Source organism: Mesorhizobium sp. CA4 (assembly GCF_020165075.1).
In the GTDB taxonomy this organism is placed as follows: Bacteria; Pseudomonadota; Alphaproteobacteria; order Rhizobiales; family Rhizobiaceae; genus Mesorhizobium.
In genome coordinates this window covers 37,054-56,519 of sequence record NZ_JAIUHK010000002.1, presented here as the reverse complement: position 1 = coordinate 56,519, position 19,466 = coordinate 37,054, and the positions used below count along the sequence as shown (strand labels likewise).

At 63.6% G+C, this 19,466-nt stretch carries 23 protein-coding genes; 12 read left to right on the top strand and 11 right to left on the bottom strand.

All coding sequences use genetic code 11. The features are described from left to right. Positions 1-41: 41 nt before the first annotated feature. The 6 genes from LB528_RS01895 to LB528_RS01870 form a co-directional block, all read right to left on the bottom strand. Positions 42-836: an SDR family oxidoreductase gene (locus LB528_RS01895; RefSeq protein WP_224713646.1), complete on the bottom strand. Its 795-nt coding sequence runs from the start codon at positions 834-836 to the stop codon at positions 42-44. A gap of 29 nt (positions 837-865) precedes the next feature. Beyond that, on the bottom strand, positions 866-1,858 hold the full coding sequence (gene iolG, locus LB528_RS01890; protein WP_224713645.1) for an inositol 2-dehydrogenase: 993 nt from the start codon (positions 1,856-1,858) through the stop codon (positions 866-868). 84 nt (positions 1,859-1,942) lie between these two features. Next, entirely contained in the window at positions 1,943-2,713 is a 771-nt protein-coding gene (locus LB528_RS01885; RefSeq protein ID WP_095768022.1) for an ATP-binding cassette domain-containing protein, read from the bottom strand. A 2-nt stretch (positions 2,714-2,715) separates the two neighbouring features. After that, positions 2,716-3,792 carry an ABC transporter permease gene (locus LB528_RS01880; protein WP_224713644.1) on the bottom strand — a complete coding sequence of 359 codons (1,077 nt, stop codon included), beginning with the start codon at positions 3,790-3,792 and terminating at the stop codon, positions 2,716-2,718. A 186-nt stretch (positions 3,793-3,978) separates the two neighbouring features. After that, on the bottom strand, positions 3,979-4,920 hold the full coding sequence (locus tag LB528_RS01875; protein ID WP_224713643.1) for a sugar ABC transporter substrate-binding protein: 942 nt from the start codon (positions 4,918-4,920) through the stop codon (positions 3,979-3,981). 356 nt (positions 4,921-5,276) lie between these two features. Then, on the bottom strand, positions 5,277-6,308 hold the full coding sequence (locus LB528_RS01870; RefSeq protein ID WP_224713642.1) for a LacI family DNA-binding transcriptional regulator: 1,032 nt from the start codon (positions 6,306-6,308) through the stop codon (positions 5,277-5,279). 174 nt (positions 6,309-6,482) lie between these two features. On the opposite strand from LB528_RS01870, the gene LB528_RS01865 reads away from it, so the two are divergent. From LB528_RS01865 to LB528_RS01855, 3 genes are read left to right on the top strand one after another with little or no spacing between them, the layout of a single operon-like run. Continuing rightward, on the top strand, positions 6,483-7,589 hold the full coding sequence (locus LB528_RS01865; protein ID WP_224713641.1) for a fatty acid desaturase family protein: 1,107 nt from the start codon (positions 6,483-6,485) through the stop codon (positions 7,587-7,589). A 42-nt stretch (positions 7,590-7,631) separates the two neighbouring features. Further along, the gene (locus LB528_RS01860) at positions 7,632-7,946 is read left to right on the top strand and encodes a MocE family 2Fe-2S type ferredoxin (protein WP_224514935.1); all 315 of its coding nucleotides are present in this window, start codon (positions 7,632-7,634) and stop codon (positions 7,944-7,946) included. 4 nt (positions 7,947-7,950) lie between these two features. Beyond that, positions 7,951-9,180: an NAD(P)/FAD-dependent oxidoreductase gene (locus tag LB528_RS01855; RefSeq protein WP_224713640.1), complete on the top strand. Its 1,230-nt coding sequence runs from the start codon at positions 7,951-7,953 to the stop codon at positions 9,178-9,180. Positions 9,181-9,189: 9 nt separating this feature from the next. On the opposite strand, the gene LB528_RS01850 is transcribed toward LB528_RS01855, so the two are convergent. The 5 genes from LB528_RS01850 to hslV all read right to left on the bottom strand — a co-directional run bounded on the left by LB528_RS01850 (position 9,190) and on the right by hslV (position 13,428). Next, a complete protein-coding gene (locus LB528_RS01850) occupies positions 9,190-10,149 on the bottom strand; it encodes a DUF1402 family protein (RefSeq protein WP_224514930.1) in 960 nt (319 codons plus the stop codon). A gap of 216 nt (positions 10,150-10,365) precedes the next feature. After that, on the bottom strand, positions 10,366-11,676 hold the full coding sequence (gene hslU, locus LB528_RS01845; protein WP_224514928.1) for an ATP-dependent protease ATPase subunit HslU: 1,311 nt from the start codon (positions 11,674-11,676) through the stop codon (positions 10,366-10,368). 5 nt (positions 11,677-11,681) lie between these two features. After that, entirely contained in the window at positions 11,682-12,281 is a 600-nt protein-coding gene (locus tag LB528_RS01840) for a DUF2585 domain-containing protein (protein WP_224514925.1), read from the bottom strand. A 4-nt stretch (positions 12,282-12,285) separates the two neighbouring features. After that, positions 12,286-12,810 carry a GNAT family N-acetyltransferase gene (locus tag LB528_RS01835; RefSeq protein WP_224713639.1) on the bottom strand — a complete coding sequence of 175 codons (525 nt, stop codon included), beginning with the start codon at positions 12,808-12,810 and terminating at the stop codon, positions 12,286-12,288. Between the two features lie 66 nt (positions 12,811-12,876). Then, positions 12,877-13,428: an ATP-dependent protease subunit HslV gene (gene hslV / locus LB528_RS01830; RefSeq protein ID WP_040986886.1), complete on the bottom strand. Its 552-nt coding sequence runs from the start codon at positions 13,426-13,428 to the stop codon at positions 12,877-12,879. Positions 13,429-13,646: 218 nt separating this feature from the next. On the opposite strand from hslV, the gene hisB reads away from it, so the two are divergent. The 9 genes from hisB (at position 13,647) to coaA (ending at position 19,417) form a co-directional block, all read left to right on the top strand. Continuing rightward, a complete protein-coding gene (gene hisB, locus LB528_RS01825) occupies positions 13,647-14,243 on the top strand; it encodes an imidazoleglycerol-phosphate dehydratase HisB (protein ID WP_224514921.1) in 597 nt (198 codons plus the stop codon). Between the two features lie 4 nt (positions 14,244-14,247). Then, positions 14,248-14,721 carry a DUF2628 domain-containing protein gene (locus LB528_RS01820; RefSeq protein WP_224713638.1) on the top strand — a complete coding sequence of 158 codons (474 nt, stop codon included), beginning with the start codon at positions 14,248-14,250 and terminating at the stop codon, positions 14,719-14,721. A gap of 1 nt (position 14,722) precedes the next feature. Beyond that, positions 14,723-15,373 carry an imidazole glycerol phosphate synthase subunit HisH gene (gene hisH, locus LB528_RS01815; RefSeq protein WP_224713637.1) on the top strand — a complete coding sequence of 217 codons (651 nt, stop codon included), beginning with the start codon at positions 14,723-14,725 and terminating at the stop codon, positions 15,371-15,373. A gap of 2 nt (positions 15,374-15,375) precedes the next feature. Further along, positions 15,376-15,666, top strand: coding sequence for a DUF1330 domain-containing protein (locus LB528_RS01810; RefSeq protein ID WP_224713636.1), 291 nt, complete (start codon positions 15,376-15,378; stop codon positions 15,664-15,666). A 3-nt stretch (positions 15,667-15,669) separates the two neighbouring features. Continuing rightward, the gene (hisA, locus tag LB528_RS01805) at positions 15,670-16,413 is read left to right on the top strand and encodes a 1-(5-phosphoribosyl)-5-[(5-phosphoribosylamino)methylideneamino]imidazole-4-carboxamide isomerase (RefSeq protein WP_224713635.1); all 744 of its coding nucleotides are present in this window, start codon (positions 15,670-15,672) and stop codon (positions 16,411-16,413) included. Further along, positions 16,413-17,252 (top strand): arginase family protein, encoded by an 840-nt coding sequence (locus LB528_RS01800; protein ID WP_224713634.1) that lies wholly within the window; start codon positions 16,413-16,415, stop codon positions 17,250-17,252. Before hisA ends, LB528_RS01800 begins: the two co-directional genes overlap by 1 nt. Next, entirely contained in the window at positions 17,249-18,043 is a 795-nt protein-coding gene (gene hisF, locus LB528_RS01795) for an imidazole glycerol phosphate synthase subunit HisF (protein ID WP_224713633.1), read from the top strand. The genes LB528_RS01800 and hisF overlap by 4 nt, the downstream gene beginning before the upstream one ends. A gap of 9 nt (positions 18,044-18,052) precedes the next feature. Continuing rightward, positions 18,053-18,391 (top strand): phosphoribosyl-ATP diphosphatase, encoded by a 339-nt coding sequence (locus LB528_RS01790; RefSeq protein WP_224713632.1) that lies wholly within the window; start codon positions 18,053-18,055, stop codon positions 18,389-18,391. 66 nt (positions 18,392-18,457) lie between these two features. Then, the gene (gene coaA, locus LB528_RS01785; RefSeq protein WP_224713631.1) at positions 18,458-19,417 is read left to right on the top strand and encodes a type I pantothenate kinase; all 960 of its coding nucleotides are present in this window, start codon (positions 18,458-18,460) and stop codon (positions 19,415-19,417) included. Positions 19,418-19,466: the final 49 nt, after the last annotated feature.

Below are 19,466 nucleotides of genomic sequence, written 5' to 3'. Positions count from 1 at the left end.
GTATAGTGACGGGGAGAAAGGGCTGGCCGCGGCGCCGGCTCTTATTCTCCTATCACCCCGGCTATGTTCTGATCATAATCGACCAGCGAGCCGGTCATGACGCCGGCCTGGGGGCTCAGCATATAGGTGATCAGCCGGGCAAGCTGCGCCGGCTTGACCAACTGGCCCATCGGCTGCGCGGCCTCGGCCTTTGCCAGCCAGTCGTCGGGCGCGTCGTGCCACTTTTTCTGCACGATGTCCTCGCCCTCGGTGTCCATCCATCCCGGCAGCACCGCGTTGCAGCGGATGCGGTCCTTGCGATAGGAGCTCGCGACATTCTTGGTCAGCGTCATCAGCGCGCCCTTGCTGGTCGAATAGGGCGTGAGGAAAGACTGGCCGGCATGCGCCGACATTGACAGCACGTTGACGATCGAGCCCGGCGCCTTGCGCTCCAGGAGATGCGCGACGAGGCCCTGCATCAGGAAGAAGGGGCCGCGGACATTGGTGTCGAAGATCTGGTCGAAGAGTTCTTCCGATGTCTCGACCAGCGAGCCTCGCGCGGAAGTGGCGGCGGCGTTGACCAGCGCGTTCAGTGTTCCGAAATGCTCGATCGCGGTCTCGACGGCGCGCTTGCAGTCCGCAACCTTGGCGACATCGGCGCTGATGAAGATGGCGTCGACGCCGTTCTTCTTCAGCGCCGCGACCGCCCTGTCGCCCTTTTCCTGGGAGCGGCCGATCAGCGCCAGCGCGCGGCAACCCTCATCCGCCAAGGCTTCCGCAACCGCGAAGCCGATGCCCTGCGCGCCGCCGGTGACGATGGCGCGCGTTTCTGAATTGCGACCGGCCAAACCGTTCATCGCTGTGCTCCTCAATCCGTATTCAAATTTCAATCGACGCGGATGGTCTTGCCCGTCTTGGCCGACTGCAAGGCCGCGTCGGCCAGCTTCAGCGCGATCAGCCCGTCCTTGCCGCTCGGCGCCGCCTTCTTTCCGGCAGTTGCCGCGGCAATAAAGGCCGCGATCTCGTTGGCGTAGGCGTCGATGTAACGGGTCATGAAGAAGTCGTGCAGCGGCGGACGTGTATAGCCCTTGTCGTTGGCGAGCTCGATTGACACCGGCCGCTGGTTCTCGGCCGCGACCATGCCCTTGGAGCCATGCACCTCGATGCGCTGGTCGTAGCCATAGGTGGCGCGGCGCGAGTTGGAGATGACGGCCTGCTTACCGGAGGCGGTTTCGAGGATGACGCTGACCGAGTCGAAATCGCCGGCTTCGCCGATCTTCTTGTCAACCAGCACGGAAGCGTGGGCGCTCACCGCGACGGGTTCCTCGCCGAGCAGGAAGCGCGCCATGTCGAAATCATGGATGGTCATGTCGCGAAAAATACCGCCGGAGCGGGCGATGTAATCGAGCGGCGGAGCGCCCGGGTCGCGCGAGGTGATGGTGACCATCTCGACCGTGCCGATGGCGCCCTCGTCGATCGCCTTGCGCACGGCGGCGAAATGCGGATCGAAGCGGCGGTTGAAGCCAACCATCAGCGTGGCTCCGGTCTTCTCGACCACGGCAAGGCACTGCTCGACCCGTTTGACGTCGAGGTCGATCGGCTTCTCGCAGAAGATCGCCTTGCCGGCCTTGGCGAAGCGCTCGATCAGATCGGCATGGGTGTCCGTCGGGGTGCAGATGATGACGGCGTCGATGTCCTTGGCCTGCTCGACAACATCGATCGTGCGGACTTCGGCGCCGTAGGCGGAGGCCAGTTCCGTCGCCGCTTTCTCGAAGGCGTCGGCCACGGCCACCAGTTTGGCCTGCGGATTGGAGGCGACGGCGCGGGCATGCACCTTGCCGATACGGCCGGCGCCGAGAAGAGCGAAACGGAGTGTCATGGAATGTCCTTCGAAGGGGTGGGTTTGTAGGCATATCCGCGCCTTCCGGCGCGGAAGATTGGTTGGTCCTGTCGCGACGCGCCGTCAGGCGGCCTGCAGTTCCGCCTGTCCGGTCTTGGCGCCGGTTATGTAGGCGACGATGTCGTTGCCGTCGGTGTCCTGCTTGCGCAGGTTGGCGACGATGCGGCCGCGGCGGAAGACGACGATACGGTCGACCAGGTCGAAGACCTGGCGCATGTTGTGGCTGACCAGGATCAGCGGTTCGCCGTTCTCCTTCAATGTGCGGATGATGTTTTCGACCTGCGCGGTCTCCTGCACGCCAAGCGCCGCCGTCGGCTCGTCCATGATGATCAGCTTGGAGGCGAAAGTCGCGGTCCTGGCGATCGCCACGCACTGGCGCTGGCCGCCCGACATGTGGCGGATGGTGCTGGACAGGTTCGGGATCTTCACCGCGGTGCGGACAAGCGCTGCCTCCGTCGCCTTGCGCATCGCCTTTCGGTCGAGAATGGAGAAAGGCCCGAGATTGAAAAGCACCTTCTCGCGGCCGAGGAACAGGTTCGACGGCACATCGAGATCATCGGCCAGCGCAAGGTTCTGGAACACCGTCTCGATGCCCGCCTCGCGCGCCTCGATCGGGCCGGCGAAGTTCACTTCCTTGCCGTCGAACCAGATCTTCCCGTCGGTGCGCTGCTCGACGCCGGTGATCTGGCGCACGAAGGTCGACTTGCCGGCGCCGTTGTCGCCCATGATGGCGACATGCTCGCCCTTGCGCAGCTCGAAATTCGCCTCCTGCAGCGCGTGCACGCCGCCATAATGCTTGGTGAGGTTTTCGGTCTTCAGAACGATGTCCGACATGGTCATGCTCCTATCGCGCGGCGGCGCTGGCGCCATTGATCGAGAACGACAGCGCCGACGATGATCACGCCCTTGACCATCTCCTGATAATAGGCGTCGAGGCGCAGGAAGGTGAAGCCGGAAATGATGACGCCGAAGATCAGCGAACCGATGACGGTGCCGATGATGGAGCCGCGGCCGCCCGACAGCGAAACGCCGCCAATGACCGCCATGGCGATGGCGTCGAGCTCGTACATGACGCCCATGCCGGCCTGGGCGGTAAGGTTCTTGGAGGACAGCACCACCGCTGCGATCGCGGCCAGGATACCGGCGATGGCATAGACCAGCACCTTATGATTGGCGATCTTGATGCCGGACATGCGCGCGGCATCCTCGTTGGAGCCGATGGCGTAGCAGTGCTTGCCGTATTTCGTGTAGGTCAAAATCAGCTGGAACAGGATCGCCAGCGAGATGAAGATGACGACAGGCATCAGGCCCTTGCCAATGGCCGCGAAACTATCGGTCGGGAACGAGATCGGCTGGCCCTTCGACCACCATTTGGCGATGCCGCGCGCCGTGACCATCATGCCGAGCGTGGCGATGAAAGGTGGAATGCGCGTGTAGGCGATGAGGAAGCCATTGATCAGGCCGGCGATCAGGCCGCAGCCGATCGCGACCAGGAGCGGCACGATGACCGGCAGGTCGGTCCAGCCAAAATTGATGAACATCGCCTTGGGATTGGGATTGCCGTTGACGGTCGCAACCTGGGCGAAGCTCATGGCGATCATGGCGGTGGCGCCGACGATCGAGCCCGAGGAGAGGTCGATGCCGCCGCAGATGATGACCTGGGTGACGCCGATGGCGATGATGCCGACGATCGAAACCTGCAGGATGATGATCTGCAGGCGCTGCTCGTTGAAAAGCCCGGAGACGTTCTCGCGGGTGTTGAACAGGAAGCTGTCGCCGAGGAAGACGCGGCCGATCAGTTCGAAGGCGCCGACCAAGATGACCAGCGCCAGGAACACGTTGAACTCGGCCGGCCATGGGCGCTTCTTGGCGTCATAGCTCAGCCCGCCAATGCCATGCGATGTCTGTGACACGTCTTCTTCCTCCGAGTGACCGCGCCCGTTCTCCCGCCCGGTCGGGCGGGAGAGGAACAGAGCGGCGCCGCTTCGTCAGCAGCCGATTTCAGCCAGTCCGATGCGTCGCGGCACCACTCCGCGTCCGTTCTCGCAATCCCATACGGAAAATCGCTGCGTGATTTCCCGGAATTGCGCGGGCGCGGCTCAGTTCTTCTTCAAGAACTTGTCGATGTTCGCGGGGGTGACGAGCTGGAACGGGATGTAGACCTTGTGTTCCACCTTTTCGCCCTTGGCGAGCTTCAGCGCGGCGTCGAGCGCGCCGGCGCCCTGGCCGGCCGCGTCCTGGAAGACGGTCACGTCGAGATCGCCCGCCTGCATCGCGGCCAGCGCATCCTGGGTGGCGTCGACGCCGCCGACGACGACCGACTTCATGTCGATGTTGGCGGCCTTCATCGCCTGGATGGCGCCGATGGCGCTTTCGTCATTATTGGCGATGACGCCGTCGAACGGCTTGCCCGACGACAGCCAGTTGGTCATCAGGTTCTGCGCTTCGTCGCGCTTCCAGTTCGAGGTCTGCTTGTCGATGATCTTGATGAAGCTGCAGTCCGGCGTGGCGATCACTTCCTCGATGTCCTTGGTGCGCTGCACCGCGGCCTGGTTGGAGAGCTCACCCATGATCACATAGACATTGGCTTCCTTCTTGCCGGCTTCCTTGAATAGGCGGCAGACTTCCTTGGTCTCGAGCGTGCCGGATTCGGCTTCGTTCGAGGCGACAAAGGCCTGATTGTCGGGCAGCGTGTCGACATTGACCGGCTGGCGGTTGACATAGACCAGCGGGATCTTGGCAGCGGCGGCCGCGTCCGACATGGCCTGCGTGGCCGAGGTGTCGACCGGGTTGACGATGATGGCGTCGACGCCCGAGGCGGCGAAGTTCTTGATCTGGTCGAGCTGCTTGGCGACGTCGTTCTGCGCGTCCTCGACCTGCAGCTCGACGCCGCTCATGCCCTTGGCCTGCGCGATCATGCCGTTGCGCAGCACGGTGAGGAAGTTGTCGTCGAAAAGAGCCATCGAAACGCCGATCTTGGCGGCGAAGGCGGATGAACACATCAGCGCCGAAAGCGCGACGCCCAAAAGAAGTTTCTTCATTTTATTCTCCTCCACTTGGTGTCCGGCTGCACCCATTGAACCGGAATCCCCGGTTTGCCCGGGGAATCTCTCCCTGCGACCATGCGGCGTCGCCAAATTGATTGGAACGCCTCTTCTTCCGTTCGAACAGACGTTCCGGAACGAAAGAACCAAAAAGCCTAGTTAGTGAAATATTCATTCCATTTCGTTTTGGAAACGTCAAGGGCGATTCCGACCGAGGCGGCCGGTTTTCGATCACTATCGACGTGACGAAGACCAAAAATCGTCGAAACTTGTGCCCGAATCCGCATGAACCGCGATGAAAGAATCCATCAGCCTGATAGATTCTATCACACGGGTTACTTCGCTATAGGCGCCTAGATGTTTTCCGGCAGATAGATGTCGAAAGGCAGGAAGGTCTGCCCCGGCGCATTGGCAGCGCCGCTTTCGATGGCATGGGCCATCAGCCCGACGAGTTCCCGGCAGAGCGCCGCGAGCGGCGTTGAGATCACCATGGTGAGGATGTTGTCGGCAAGCGCGGCGCGCGAGACGGCATTGATCTCGTTGCAGATGACGACCGGCATCTCGGCCGGGCGCGCCGTCCGCAGCGCCGAGACCGCGCCTTCCATGCCGCCGCCGGCGACGTAGCAGCCGGCAAGATCGGGATGGCGCGCCAGTAGATCGAGCATGGCGTCATGCGTCACGTCGTTGGCCTCGAGGTTGACCAGCGTCTCCATCACGGTGAAGTCCGGCGCATGCTCGCGAAAATAGGAGCGGAAGCCGATCTCGCGCAGCTCATGGCCGTGGAAGCGGTGGCTGCCGACGAAGAGCGCGACCTTGCCGGGCTTCCTGGCGGCCTTGGCGATCATCCAGGCCGCGCTTCGCCCGACCTTGCGGTTGTCGAGCCCGACATAGCCTTCGCGGATGCCGGCGGCAAAATCCGACAGCAGCGAGAAGACCGGCTGGCCCCTCCCCTTCAGCGCCTCCACGACCGCCGTCAGCGTCGGATGATCAGGGCCGACGACGGCGATGGCTCTCGACTTCGCCGCCAGGCTGCGCATCTGGGCGGCGATCTCGTCGGGCGCCAGCGAGGCGGCGAAATCGACCGTCGCAACGCCGCGAAAGCGTTGCGATTGCGCGACTGCCAGCTCAAGCTCCCTGGCGAAATCGCCGTAGAAGACATCATTGCCCCTGAGCAGCAGGAAGCCAAGCCGGTATTCCGGCAATTCCTGGCGCATGCGCTGCTTGATCAGCCCGGCCGCATGATAACCGATCTCGGTGGCGGCGTCATAGACCCGGCGCGCCGTCTCCTCGCGCACCGGCAGACGGCTGTTCAGCACCCGGTCGACAGTGGCGACGCTGACGCCGGAGACCCGCGCGAGATCGGTGATGGTCGGCCGCTTTGCCATGAATGGTTCCTCGCTTGTCCGATTAAGGATATCTCATTCTGATAGGAAATGATAGAAACTATCTTCTTGATGTTGAGACTATCAGACCTTCCGGCTATGCTGAAGCCGATAGTCAGCGATGCGCGAGCCCTGCACGGTCGGGGCGGCCGCCAAGGCGCTGGCGGAGGAATCCCAATGACGGCAATCACGTCTTCGGCGGCGTCGCCGCGCGATTACAGCCTGACCGGGCGAGACGCTAGGCTCGCGGTCGAGAACGGGCTGGCTGCGGCCGAGTGGTACCACACCGAGATCCCGCGCAAGCAGATGAAGGAGCTGATGCAGCGCTCGGACCAACCGGCGATCCGCGACACCATCATCTGGCTGACCGCGTTCATCGTCAGCGCCGCGGGCGGCATCTGGTTCTGGGGCAGCTGGTGGTGCGTGCCGTTCTTCTTCGTCTACGGCACGCTCTACGGCTCCTCGACCGATTCCCGCTGGCACGAATGCGGCCACGGCACGGCCTTCCGCACGCAGTGGATGAACGATGCCGTCTACCAGCTCGCCTGTTTCATGATCATGCGCAACCCGGTGACCTGGCGCTGGAGCCATACGCGCCACCATACCGACACGATCATCGTCGGCCGCGACCCGGAGATCGCCGTCATGCGCCCGCCGGACCTTTTGCGCGTGGTGCTCAACTTCTTCGGCATTCTCGACGCCTGGCATGCCATGGTCGGCATGGTCCGCAACGCCGCGGGCGTCATCAGCGCGGCGGAAAAGACCTTCATTCCCCTGCAGGAACAGCCGAAGGCGATCCGCGTGGCCCGCATCTGGCTCGCCATCTATCTCGCGACCATCGCTTTGGCGCTCTATCTGCATTCGTGGCTGCCGCTGATGCTGGTCGGCCTGCCCCGCCTCTATGGCGCCTGGCATCACGTGATGACCGGCCTGCTGCAGCATGGCGGCCTCGCCGACAATGTCATCGACCATCGGCTCAACAGCCGCACCGTCTACATGAACCCGGTCAGCCGCTTCATCTACTGGAACATGAACTACCATGTGGAGCATCACATGTTCCCGATGGTGCCCTATCACGCGCTGCCGAAGCTGCACGAGATGATCAAGCACGATCTGCCGGCGCCGACGCCATCGATCCTGGCCGGCTATCGCGAGATGATCCCGGCCTTCCTGCGCCAGCTGCGCAACGAGGATTATTTCCTCAAGCGTGCACTGCCGCCGACGGCGAAGCCCTACCGGGAAGAGCTGCACAACGACAATCCGGTGGCAGCCGCGGCCGAATGATCTGCCGAAGAGCTTAACCAACCGATTTTCGCGGAGGACGAGATGAGCGACTGGGTCGAGGCCTGCGCGGCCGGAGACATCGACGAGGAGGACGTGATGCGGTTCGACCATAGCGGCCGCACCTTCGCCATCTACCGCAGCCCCGACGACGAATATTTCGCGACCGACGGCCTGTGCACGCATGAAAAGGTGCATCTGGCCGACGGGCTGGTGATGGATGACATCATCGAATGCCCGAAGCACAATGGCCGCTTCAACTACAAGACCGGTGACGCGCGCGGCGCGCCGGTCTGCGTCAACCTCAAGACCTATCCGGTCAAGGTCGATGCCGGAAAAATCCTGATCCAGATCGGATGAGACCATGCAGGCGGGGATGCTGATCATCGGAGCAGGCGAATGCGGCGGGCGCGCCGCGCTCGCCCTGCGCGATCTGGGTTTCGAAGGGCCGGTGACGCTGGTCGGCGACGAGCCGCATTTGCCTTACGAGCGGCCGCCGCTGTCGAAGGAAGCGATGACCGGGACGGCGCCGGCCATCAAGGCGATCGCCACCGACGCGCTGTTCGCCGAACGCTCGATCCGCCACATACACTCCGCCCGGGCGGTCGCGATCGATCGTGCCGGGCATGTCGTGCAGCTGTCGGACGGATCCTCCCTTTCCTACGATAAGCTGCTGCTGGCGACAGGCTCGGTGCCGCGCCAGCTGCCGATGCCGGGCCTTGGAGGCCGTTGTGTCTATCTCAGGACCTTCAACGACGCCTTGGCCATCCGCGCCCATCTCAGCGCCGGCAACCGTGTCGCCATCATCGGCGGCGGCTTCATCGGCCTGGAGCTTGCCGCCTCGGCACGCAAGCTCGGCGCAACGGTCACCGTCATCGAGGCGCAGCCGCGCATCCTGATGCGCGGCGTGCCGGCCGAGATCGCCGAGATCATCCATAAGGCGCATGAGGCCGAGGGCGTTACGATCCGCACCGGCCAGGGGATCGCGGCGATCGCCGACGACGGCAAGGAAGTCGCCATCACACTGGCCGACGGGCAGCGGATCGTTGCGGATCTCGTGGTGATCGGCATCGGCGCCGTCCCGGTGACGGCGCTTGCCGCCGAAGCCGGGCTCGCAATCGACAACGGCATCGCCGTGGACGAGCATTTGCGCACCGCCGATCCGGACATCTTCGCCGCCGGCGATTGCTGCTCGTTCCCGCTCGCCGTCTATGGCGGCCGGCGCGTGCGTCTCGAAGCCTGGCGCAACGCGCAGGAACAGGGCGCCTTAGCCGCCAAGAACATGCTAGGGGCCGGCGAGGCGCATGCCGCCGTGCCGTGGTTCTGGTCGGATCAATATGGGCTGACCCTGCAGATCGCCGGGCTGTCCGACGAAGGCAAGAGCATCGTGCGGCGCGACCTCGACGACGGCGCCTTCATCCTGTTCCATCTGGCCGAGGACGGCAGGCTGGTCGCCGCCAGCGGCATCGGCCCCGGCAATGCGGTGGCGCGCGACATCCGGCTGGCGGAAATGCTGATCGCCAAGCGGGCGAGCCCGGCGCCGGAAGCGCTCGGCGCGCAAGCGGTCAAGCTGAAGTCGCTGCTGGCGGCATGATGGACCCGGCTAAAACAGCGCCTTCAGCTCATCCAGCTTGTCGTTGACCAGCCAGCCGTAATAGTTTTCCTCCGGCAGCTTTTCGGCTTGGCCTTCGGCGCGGCGCTTTTCGTTCTCGGCCTTCAGCGCATAGGCACGCTGTTCGGGGTTGCCGACATTGTAGAGCGTGGCGGTCAGGCCGGGATTCTTTGAGATGTCGAAGCCGGCGATGCTGCGATACGCGTCGATCGACTTCTTGATGGTCGCGGCGACGTAAGGCAGCGTCAGGTCGGGATCCATGATGGTCTTGTAGACGGTGTTGGGGTCATCGACGTCAAGCTTCGGCAGGCCCGAGACCTTGTGCACGAGGTCGCTCATCTGCAGCGCGGTCAACGGGTTCAACTGGCCGAGGCCGAAGGTCTGGCCGGCGTAATAAGGCTGGAAGAAGGTGGCGCCGAAGCGGTCGTTGGGGAAATCCTCGCCGCCCACCGTCTTGCCGCGGAAGGAATGGTTCCAGACCTGCTCGCGGCACTCCCAAAGGTCGTAGCTGTCGTCCGCGCCGGCGCATTTCTTGAATTCCGACCGCTGGATGAAATCCGAGATGTCCTCGCCGTGATAGGCGAAGGAGAGCTTGCTCGACAGGTACGAGATCGCCTTGACGTAATAAGTCTGCAGACGGTCGTAGGCGTCGACATTGTAGGTATGCTCGCCGACGATGGCGCCGACGATATGCATCGGGTCGATGCCGTAGGCAGCCGCCACCTTCCTGATCTTGCCGCGCAATTCGGCATCGTTCTGCAAGAGCGCGTAGACCTTGCGGTACTTGGCCTGGAAAGTGGTGTTGGTGGCCTGGGTGCGCCGGCTGGAGGCGCCTGGAATATCCGGCTGCACGCTGTTGCGGTTGCCTGGAGGCACGATGGTCGCGGCGTCGGCGGTTGCCACCGCCGCCGCCAAGGCCATGCCGAGAAAAAGCAGGATAAGTTTCTTCATACGCCGCCGCTTTCGAGTGCGCGGCAAACTAGGTAAAGCGCATGGCAGAGTCGAGAGAAGGCTTCGAGCTCCCGTCAAAAATCGTGGCCAGATGCTTCCATTTGGCCACACTTTGCATTGGAAGGGGTTTCAGGCCGGCCTGAGCCGGCCCGAAATCCGGGCATTGGAAGGGCGTTTCAGGCCGGCGCGAAGGCCAGCCCGAAACCCAGATAGAGCTTAAAGGATGAACCGCGACAGGTCGGTGTTGCGCGACAGGTCGCCGACATGCTTCTCGACATAGGCGGCGTCGATGGTGACGGCCGTGCCGTGGCGGTCGGGCGCGTCGTAGGAAATCTCATCCAGCACACGCTCCATCACCGTCTGCAGGCGCCGGGCGCCGATATTCTCGACGCTGGCGTTGAGATCGACGGCGATGCCGGCGAGCGAATCGATGGCGTCGTCGGTGAAGGTCAGCTCAACGCCTTCTGTCTTCATCAACGCGATATACTGCTTGATGAGGCTTGCCTCCGTCTCGGTTAGGATACGGATGAAATCCGCCTTCTCCAGCGCGCGCAGCTCGACACGGATCGGCAGGCGGCCCTGCAGCTCGGGCAACAGGTCCGAAGGCTTGGAGACGTGGAAGGCGCCCGACGCGATGAACAATATATGGTCGGTTTTGATCGGCCCATATTTAGTCGCGACAGTGGTGCCTTCGACCAGCGGCAGCAGGTCGCGCTGCACGCCCTCACGCGACGGGCCGCCCGAAATGTCGCTCCTGGCGGCGATCTTGTCGATCTCGTCGAGGAAGACGATGCCGTCATTCTCGGCCGATTCCAGCGCCCTGCGCACCACCTCGTCCTGGTCGAGCAGCTTGTCGGACTCGTCATTGACCAGCAGCGCATAGGAATCGCGCACCGTGGTCTTGCGGGTCTTGGTCCTGCGGCCACCCATCGCCTTCGACAGCATGTCGTTGATGTTGAGCACGCCGACATTGGCGCCCGGCATGCCGGGAATCTCGAAGCCGGGCATGCCGCCATTGCCGGTGTCGGCCACCTCGATCTCGATCTCCTTGTCGTCGAGCTCGCCGTCGCGCAGCTTCTTGCGGAAGGAGTCGCGGGTCGCCGGGCTCGCCGTCTTGCCGACCAGCGCTTCCAGCACGCGCTCCTCGGCGTTGATCTGGGCGCGCGCGGCGACATCCTCGCGCATCTTCTCGCGCGTCAGGCCGATGGCGACCTCGACAAGGTCGCGCACGATCTGCTCGACATCGCGGCCGACATAGCCGACCTCGGTGAATTTCGTGGCCTCGACCTTGACGAAGGGGGCGCCGGCGAGCCGAGCCAGACGGCGCGAGATCTCGGTCTTGCCGACGCCGGTCGGGCCGATCATCAGGATGTTCTTCGGCATCACCTCTTCGCGCATCTGGCCTTCCAGCTGCTGGCGGCGCCAGCGGTTGCGCAAGGCGATGGCCACGGCGCGCTTTGCGTCCTTCTGGCCGATGATGAAGCGGTCGAGTTCCGAAACGATTTCGCGGGGAGAAAAGGTGCTCATATTACTCAAATTCCACTTTGCCACTGCCTGATAAACTCGAACGGATGCAGCAGCATGATCACGTTGAGCGTCAGATTGTCCCGGATGATGTAACCCGTGCCGAGCTCGAAGATGAGCGCCAGGGCCACGATCACCCATATAGGTAGCTTTCGCGCCATCACAAATCCCAGCGCCATGAACAGCGTGTCGGACACCGAGTTGATGATCGAATCGCCGTAATAGTTCAGCGAGATGGTGCCGGCGCGGTAGCGCTCGATGATGAAGGGGCTGTTTTCCAGGATCTCCCAGCCGCCTTCGATGAGGACGGCGAAGGCGAGCCTCAGCCCGATCGGCGAGCGCGGGAACAGCGCCCAGGTCAGCGCATAGAACAGGAAGCCGTGGATGATGTGCGAGAAGGTGTACCAGTCGGCGATGTGCTGGGAATTCTCCGAGCTGTTGACCACGCCGTGCCAGAGCTTGACATAGCCGCAGGTGCAGATCGGCGGATGGCCCATGCCGTACAGGGTGCCTGCCTGGAAGACGATCAAAGCGAGCACGAGCAGCAGGCCCATGCGCCAGCTGTCTTCGTAGGCCGAAAGCGTCTTGTCCTCTCCAGATGCGGTCATTGCCTCAGTCCCCCAGATTTTCATCGTCGTCGGCCGCATCGACGGCCATCAGCACGGCGTCCCCATATTGCGAATGCCTGCGCCCGATCGGCCTGAAGCCGGCCTTCTCATAGGCGCGGATGGCGCGGCCATTGTCGGGATGCGGATCGATGATGACGCGCGGCGCGCCTTCCTCGAACAGCTCCTCGACGAACTGGCGCACGATGGCCGAGCCATGACCGATGCCGACCAGTTCCGGTGGGCCGATCGTGAGATCGATACCCAGCGTGCCGAAGGGCTGGTCAGCATAAGGATGATCGTCCTCCATATGCGGATCATAGCTCTGCAGATAGGCGATCGGCCTGCCGTCGAGCTCGACGATCAGCGGCTCCACCGAGACCGAATCGATATGCTCGCGGATCTCGGCGATTTCCTTTTCCGGATCGTCCCACCATTGAGCGACATGCGGCTCGCGCAGCCAACCGGCGATCATCGGCAGGTCTTTTTCCGTAACCGGCCGAAAATCATATGTATCTGCTGGTTCGACCATGATCTTGTCTGAAAACCGGCGGCCACCTTTCGCTTTCGCGATCCTTCGGTTCAGGATCATGGTCGTTCAGGCGGCATCGAGCGTTTCGACAACAAAATTGTTGTTGGTGTAGACGCAGATGTCGGACGCGATCTGCATGGCCTTGCGGGCGATCTCCTCGGCATCCTTGTCGGTGTCGATCAGCGCACGGGCCGCGGCCAGCGCGTAATTGCCGCCGGAACCAATGGCCATGACGCCATGTTCGGGCTCCAGGACGTCGCCATTGCCGGTCAGCGCCAGCGAGACCGACTTGTCGGCGACCAGCATCATGGCTTCCAGCCGGCGCAGATAGCGGTCGGTGCGCCAGTCCTTGGCGAGCTCGACGCAGGCGCGCGTCAGCTGGTCCGGATATTGTTCGAGCTTGGCTTCGAGCCGCTCGAGCAGGGTGAAGGCGTCGGCGGTAGCGCCCGCGAAGCCGGCAATGACGCTGCCGCCCTTGCCGATGCGGCGCACCTTGCGGGCATTGCCCTTCATGATCGTCTGACCGAGGCTGACCTGGCCGTCGCCGGCGATCACGACCTTGTTGCCCTTGCGCACGCTGATGATGGTCGTGGCGTGCATGGTGAGTTCATTCGACATTTGAGCTCCGATGCGCGCTATCCCTTGAAAAGGCGATTGGCGCGGTACGAGTGAGTTTGATCGGCCATATGTATGCACAAGGCCAACGATTGCAAACCGCCCCTCGCCCGAGCGCCGATAGCGGCCGGAATGGCAACTGGCAATCGCCGGATCATGCTGGTAGAAGGCTTTCGTTTTCAAGCCCTGGCGCCTCCGAGCAGGGCAACAAGGACAAAGCGATGACGCGTTCGGCGGAAGTCAGCCGCAAGACCAAGGAAACCGAGATTTCGGTCTCCGTCGATGTCGACGGCAAGGGGAAATCCGACATTTCGACCGGCGTCGGCTTCTTCGACCATATGCTCGACCAGCTGTCGCGGCATTCGCTGATCGACATGACGGTCAAGGCCAAGGGCGACCTGCATATCGACGATCACCACACGGTCGAGGACACCGGCATCGCGATCGGCCAGGCGCTGAGCAAGGCGCTGGGCGAACGGCGCGGCATCATGCGCTATGCTTCGATCGACCTTGCCATGGACGAGACGCTCACTAGGGCGGCGATCGATGTCTCCGGCCGGCCTTTCCTGGTCTGGAATGTCGGCTTCTCGTCGCCGAAGATCGGCACGTTCGACACCGAGCTGGTGCGGGAGTTCTTCCAGGCGCTGGCGCAGAATGCCGGCATCACGCTGCATGTGACCAACCACTACGGCGCCAACAATCATCACATTGCCGAAACCTGCTTCAAGGCGGTGGCGCGCAGCTTGCGCGCGGCACTGGAACCCGATCCGCGCCAGCCGGATGCCGTGCCGTCCACCAAGGGATCGCTGAAAGGATAGCCCTATGGCGATCTATGTCGTGATGGCGCCGCCGGCCGGCAACAAAGCCGAGGACGCAAGTTTCGTGCGCGACAGCTTCACCTGGCTGGGTTTCCTGGTCGCGCCGCTCTGGCTTGCCTGGCACCGGATGTGGATCGAGGCGGCCCTGACCTTCATCATCATTGCGCTCCTGTCGGTGGCCGGCGAGAGGCTCGGACTCGAAGGGACCGGATCGCTGCTGTCGCTGCTGGTCTCGCTCTATGTCGGCTTCGAAGGCCAGGGCTTGCGGATCGCCTCGCTGCGGCGGCGCGGCTGGCGCGAATGGGGCGTGATCGAGGCCGGCAATCTCGCCGATGCCGAGACGCGCCATGCGTTGGAAACCGGCGAGGTGAGCGAGGCGCCGCCAGTCCTGCCGCGCATCGTGCCGGATGCATCGCAGGCACGTCCGCCGCAGACAGGCATGGCGCTCGGCCTGACCCATACACCTGGAAGGCCCTGACATGCGGGTGGCCATCATCGATTACGGCTCGGGCAATCTGCGCTCGGCCACCAAGGCTTTCGAGCGCGCCGCGCATGAGGCGGGCCTTGCCGCGACGATCGAGCTGACGGCCGAGGCCGAGCGCGTGCGTTCCGCCGACCGCATCGTGCTGCCGGGCGTCGGCGCCTTTGCCGACTGCGCCGCCGGCCTGCATGCCGTGTCAGGCATGTGGGAGGCAGTGGAGGAGGCGGCAATCGCCAAGGGCCGGCCTTTCCTCGGTATCTGCGTCGGCATGCAACTGATGTCGCAACGCGGGTTGGAGAAGACCATCACCAAAGGCTTTGGCTGGATCGCCGGCGACGTCAAGGAGATCCAACCTTCCGATCCGGCGCTGAAGATCCCGCAGATCGGCTGGAATACGATCGAACTCCAACGCAAGCACCCGCTGTTTTCAGGCATTGAGACCGGTCCGAAAGGGCTGCACGCCTATTTCGTCCATTCCTATCATCTGGACGCGAAGAATTCCGGCGAAGTGCTGGCGACGACCGACTACGGCGGCGCGGTGACGGCGGCGGTGGCGCGCGACAACCTTGCCGGTACGCAGTTCCATCCCGAGAAGAGCCAGGCGCTCGGCCTGGCGCTGATCACCAATTTCCTGAAATGGAGGCCCTGAAATTGAGCAACAAGGGCTATTGGATGGCGATGATCGATATCCGCGATCCGGACGTCTACAAGCAGTATATCGAAGCGAATGCCGTCGCCTTCGCGAAATACGGCGCGAAGTTCGCGGTCCGCGCGGGACGCTACGAGAGTCCGGAAGGAGCGACCGGCAACCGTCACGTGCTGGTGGAGTTCGAGTCCTACGACAAGGCGGTCGAATGCTATCATTCGCCTGAATATCAGCACGCCTCGAAGTTCCGGCTCGCCGCTTCGACAGGCCATTTCGTCATCGTCGAGGGCGTCTGATCCATGATCCTGTTTCCGGCGATAGACCTCAAGGACGGCCAATGCGTGCGCCTGAAGCACGGCGACATGGCCACCGCCACCATCTACAACGACGATCCCGCCGCGCAGGCCAAGGCCTTCGAGGACCAGGGCTTCGAATGGCTGCATGTCGTCGACCTCAACGGCGCCTTCGAGGGCCAGAGCGTCAATAGCGCAGCGGTCGGCGCCATCCTGAAGGCGACGAAGAACCCGGTGCAGCTCGGCGGCGGCATCCGCACCCTGCCGCAGATCGAAGACTGGCTGGATCGCGGCCTGACGCGCGTTATCCTCGGCACCGTGGCGGTGCGCGAACCCGACCTGGTCAAGGAGGCCTGCAAGGCATTTCCCGGGAAAATAGCGGTCGGCATCGACGCCAAGGGCGGCAAGGTCGCGGTCGAAGGCTGGGCCGAGGCCTCCGAGCTCGGCGTCATCGAGCTCGCCAAGAAATTCGAGGGCGCGGGCGTGGCCGCCATCATCTACACCGACATCGACCGCGACGGCGTGCTGACCGGCATCAACTGGGATTCGACCATCGACCTCGCCGAGGCCGTGTCGATTCCGGTGATCGCCTCCGGCGGCCTCGCCTCGATCGCCGACATCGTGCGCATGACCATGCCGGATGCGCAAAAACTCGAAGGCGCGATCTCCGGACGGGCCCTATATGACGGACGTATCGACCCGGCCGGGGCGCTGGCGATCCTGCGCGGCGAGCGGGCGGAGGCAGAATAGTGAACATTTCGATCATCCTGGCCTCCTATGACAGCGGCCATTTCCACGGCGGCTGCGGCCAGGGCCCAGACGCGCTGATTTCGGGCGGGCTGGCCGAGGCGCTGAAGCTCGCCGGCCACGATGTCGAGGTGAGCGACATCGGCAAGGTGGTCGAGGACGAAGCCGAGCGCGAGATCGGCACCGGATTTGCCGTCTGCAACGCCGTTTCCGGCGAAGTCCGCATGGCGCTGGACAGGAAACGGTTTCCGATCGTGCTGGCCGGAAACTGCCTGACCGCCGCCGGCGCCGTGGCCGGTGCCGGCGCCGACGCCATCATCTGGGCCGACCAGCATGGCGACCTCAACACGCCGGAAACCACCACAACGGGCTTTCTCGACGGCATGGCGCTGGCCACCGTGCTGGGCCTGTGCTGGCGATCGATGGCGGCGCAGATCCCGGGTTTCAGGCCGGTCGATCCGGCGCGTTGCGTTCTGGTCAATGCGCGCGACCTCGACAGCGCGGAAAAGGAACTGCTGGAGAAGCTGCCGATCATCCGGACCGAATGCCCGGACTGGAAGAGCGCGGCGCAAAGGCTGAAGGCCGACGGTGCACGCCAGGTCCACATGCATGTCGATCTCGACGTGCACGACCCCGAGAAGCTGCAGGCCAATCGCTACACCACGCCCGGCGGTCCGGCGCCGGAGCAGATACGTACCGCTATGTGCGGCCTCGCCGGGCCGCTCGCCATCGCCGGGCTCACCATCTCCGCCTACGATCCGGCCTTCGATCCCAGGGGCGACGTGCCGCCGCTGGTCGGCGCGCTGGTGGTCGATCTGCTCTCGACGCTGGAGGGCAAGTGATGCTCAAGGCCCGCGTCATCCCCTGCCTCGACGTCAAGAACGGCCGCGTGGTCAAAGGGGTCAATTTCGTCGATCTCGTCGATGCCGGCGACCCCGTCGAGGCCGCCAAGGCGTATGACGCTGCCGGCGCCGACGAGCTCTGCTTCCTCGACATTACCGCATCGTCCGACAACCGCGAGACGATCTTCGATGTGGTCGCCCGTACGGCCGAGCAGTGCTTCATGCCGCTCACCGTAGGCGGCGGCGTGCGCCAGGTGGCCGATATCCGCAAGCTGCTCCTGGCCGGCGCCGACAAGGTATCGATCAACACGGCGGCGGTGAAGAACCCGGATTTCGTCGCGGAAGCGGCCGATAAGTTCGGCAACCAGTGCGTCGTCGTGGCGATCGACGCCAAGAAGGTATCGGCGCAAGGCGAGGCCGACCGCTGGGAGATCTTCACCCATGGCGGGCGCGAAAAGACGGGCATCGACGCCGTCGACTTCGCACGGCGCATGGTCGAGCGCGGCGCCGGCGAGATCCTTTTGACCTCGATGGACCGCGACGGCACCAAGGAGGGCTACGACCTTGCGCTCACCCGGGCGATTGCCGACGCGGTGCGCGTGCCGGTGATCGCATCGGGCGGCGTCGGAACGCTCGATCACCTGGTCGAAGGCATCCACGACGGCCATGCGGCCGCCGTGCTTGCCGCCTCAATCTTCCATTTCGGCACCTACACAATCGCCGAAGCCAAGGCGCATATGGCCAGGGCCGGCCTGCCGATGCGGCTGGACTCGGCCGTCCAGCGGGCTTAAACGACTGTTATGGCAGACTTTTCGCTCGCCGATCTGGAAACGATCATCCACCAGCGCGCCCATTCCGGCGACGTGGAATCGTGGACGGCGAAGCTGTTCGCCAAGGGCATCGACAAGGCGGCGCAGAAGCTCGGCGAGGAAGCGGTCGAGACCGTGATCGCCGCCATCCGCGGCGACAGGCAGGCGCTCGTTTCGGAAAGTGCCGATCTTCTGTATCATTGGCTGGTCGTCCTCGGCATTGCGGGCGTCCCGCTCGACGACGTGCTGAAGGAGCTCGAGGGCCGCACCAGCCGCTCGGGCATCGCCGAAAAGGCAGCCCGATCAAAAGGATTGAAAGAAACGGGATAGAGCATGATGTCGCCCGAAAACCGCTTCACACTTTTCGGCATCATGCTCTAGGAGGCAGGAAACCCGATGGACCAGCTGGCTCCGACCGAGAAGTACTCCCCGTTTCGATTCTTCTCCGCCGAGCAATGGTCGCAGTTCCGCGCCGACACGCCGCTGACGCTCAGCGGGGACGAGATCGACCGGCTGCGCTCGCTCAACGACCCGGTCGACCTCGAAGAGGTCAAGCGCATCTACCTCTCGCTTTCCCGGCTGCTTTCGGCGCATGTCGAGGCGAGCCAGCTGCTGTTCAGGCAGCGCCAGGCCTTCTTCAAGGCGCAGGACGTCACCAAGACACCCTTCATCATCGGCATTGCGGGCTCGGTCGCGGTCGGCAAGTCGACCACGGCGCGCGTGCTGAAGGAGCTCCTGGCGCGCTGGCCATCGAGCCCGAAGGTCGACCTCATCACCACCGACGGCTTCCTCTTGCCAAACGAGATCCTGCGCCGCGAAAACCTCATGGAGCGCAAGGGTTTCCCGGAAAGCTACGATGTCGGCGCGCTGCTCAGGTTCCTGTCCGGCATCAAATCGGCGCAAGGCAGCGTCCGGGCGCCGGTCTATTCGCACCTGACCTATGACGTCATTCCGGGCGAGTTCGTCACCATCGACCGGCCGGACATCCTGATCTTCGAAGGCATCAACGTCTTGCAGCCGGGCAAGCTGCCGAAGGACGGCAAGATCGTGCCGTTCCTGTCCGATTTCTTCGATTTCGCCATCTATATCGATGCCGACGAGAAGCTGATCCATCAATGGTACATCCAGCGCTTCATGCGGCTGCGCGAAACCGCCTTCCGCAATCCGGATTCCTTCTTCCACCGCTATTCGCAGCTTTCGCAGGATGCCGCGCGCGCCATCGCGGAGGGGCTCTGGGCCAATATCAACCTGAAGAACCTGCGCGAGAACATCCTGCCGACGAGGGCGCGGGCCGATCTCATCCTGCGCAAGGGCACCAACCACCTGGTCGAGGAAGTGGCGTTAAGGAAATTGTGACCCCTTAACGGCGCCTTAGGCAATCGCGACTAGCGTTGGCAGCCAAACT

What these genes read in the sequence shown, in the direction of transcription:
- hisH (WP_224713637.1), top strand. Translation starts at nt 14,723, where the DNA reads ATGCGGGTGGCCATCATCGATTACGGCTCGGGCAATCTGCGCTCGGCC.
- LB528_RS01820 (WP_224713638.1), top strand. Translation starts at nt 14,248, where the DNA reads ATGGCGATCTATGTCGTGATGGCGCCGCCGGCCGGCAACAAAGCCGAG.
- hslV (WP_040986886.1), bottom strand. Translation starts at nt 13,428, where the DNA reads ATGTCGAATGAACTCACCATGCACGCCACGACCATCATCAGCGTGCGC.
- LB528_RS01860 (WP_224514935.1), top strand. Translation starts at nt 7,632, where the DNA reads ATGAGCGACTGGGTCGAGGCCTGCGCGGCCGGAGACATCGACGAGGAG.
- LB528_RS01885 (WP_095768022.1), bottom strand. Translation starts at nt 2,713, where the DNA reads ATGTCGGACATCGTTCTGAAGACCGAAAACCTCACCAAGCATTATGGC.
- hslU (WP_224514928.1), bottom strand. Translation starts at nt 11,676, where the DNA reads ATGAGCACCTTTTCTCCCCGCGAAATCGTTTCGGAACTCGACCGCTTC.
- hisB (WP_224514921.1), top strand. Translation starts at nt 13,647, where the DNA reads ATGACGCGTTCGGCGGAAGTCAGCCGCAAGACCAAGGAAACCGAGATT.
- LB528_RS01865 (WP_224713641.1), top strand. Translation starts at nt 6,483, where the DNA reads ATGACGGCAATCACGTCTTCGGCGGCGTCGCCGCGCGATTACAGCCTG.
- LB528_RS01850 (WP_224514930.1), bottom strand. Translation starts at nt 10,149, where the DNA reads ATGAAGAAACTTATCCTGCTTTTTCTCGGCATGGCCTTGGCGGCGGCG.
- hisA (WP_224713635.1), top strand. Translation starts at nt 15,670, where the DNA reads ATGATCCTGTTTCCGGCGATAGACCTCAAGGACGGCCAATGCGTGCGC.
- LB528_RS01835 (WP_224713639.1), bottom strand. Translation starts at nt 12,810, where the DNA reads ATGGTCGAACCAGCAGATACATATGATTTTCGGCCGGTTACGGAAAAA.
- iolG (WP_224713645.1), bottom strand. Translation starts at nt 1,858, where the DNA reads ATGACACTCCGTTTCGCTCTTCTCGGCGCCGGCCGTATCGGCAAGGTG.
- LB528_RS01840 (WP_224514925.1), bottom strand. Translation starts at nt 12,281, where the DNA reads ATGACCGCATCTGGAGAGGACAAGACGCTTTCGGCCTACGAAGACAGC.
- LB528_RS01895 (WP_224713646.1), bottom strand. Translation starts at nt 836, where the DNA reads ATGAACGGTTTGGCCGGTCGCAATTCAGAAACGCGCGCCATCGTCACC.
- LB528_RS01790 (WP_224713632.1), top strand. Translation starts at nt 18,053, where the DNA reads ATGGCAGACTTTTCGCTCGCCGATCTGGAAACGATCATCCACCAGCGC.
- LB528_RS01875 (WP_224713643.1), bottom strand. Translation starts at nt 4,920, where the DNA reads ATGAAGAAACTTCTTTTGGGCGTCGCGCTTTCGGCGCTGATGTGTTCA.
- coaA (WP_224713631.1), top strand. Translation starts at nt 18,458, where the DNA reads ATGGACCAGCTGGCTCCGACCGAGAAGTACTCCCCGTTTCGATTCTTC.
- LB528_RS01855 (WP_224713640.1), top strand. Translation starts at nt 7,951, where the DNA reads ATGCAGGCGGGGATGCTGATCATCGGAGCAGGCGAATGCGGCGGGCGC.
- LB528_RS01870 (WP_224713642.1), bottom strand. Translation starts at nt 6,308, where the DNA reads ATGGCAAAGCGGCCGACCATCACCGATCTCGCGCGGGTCTCCGGCGTC.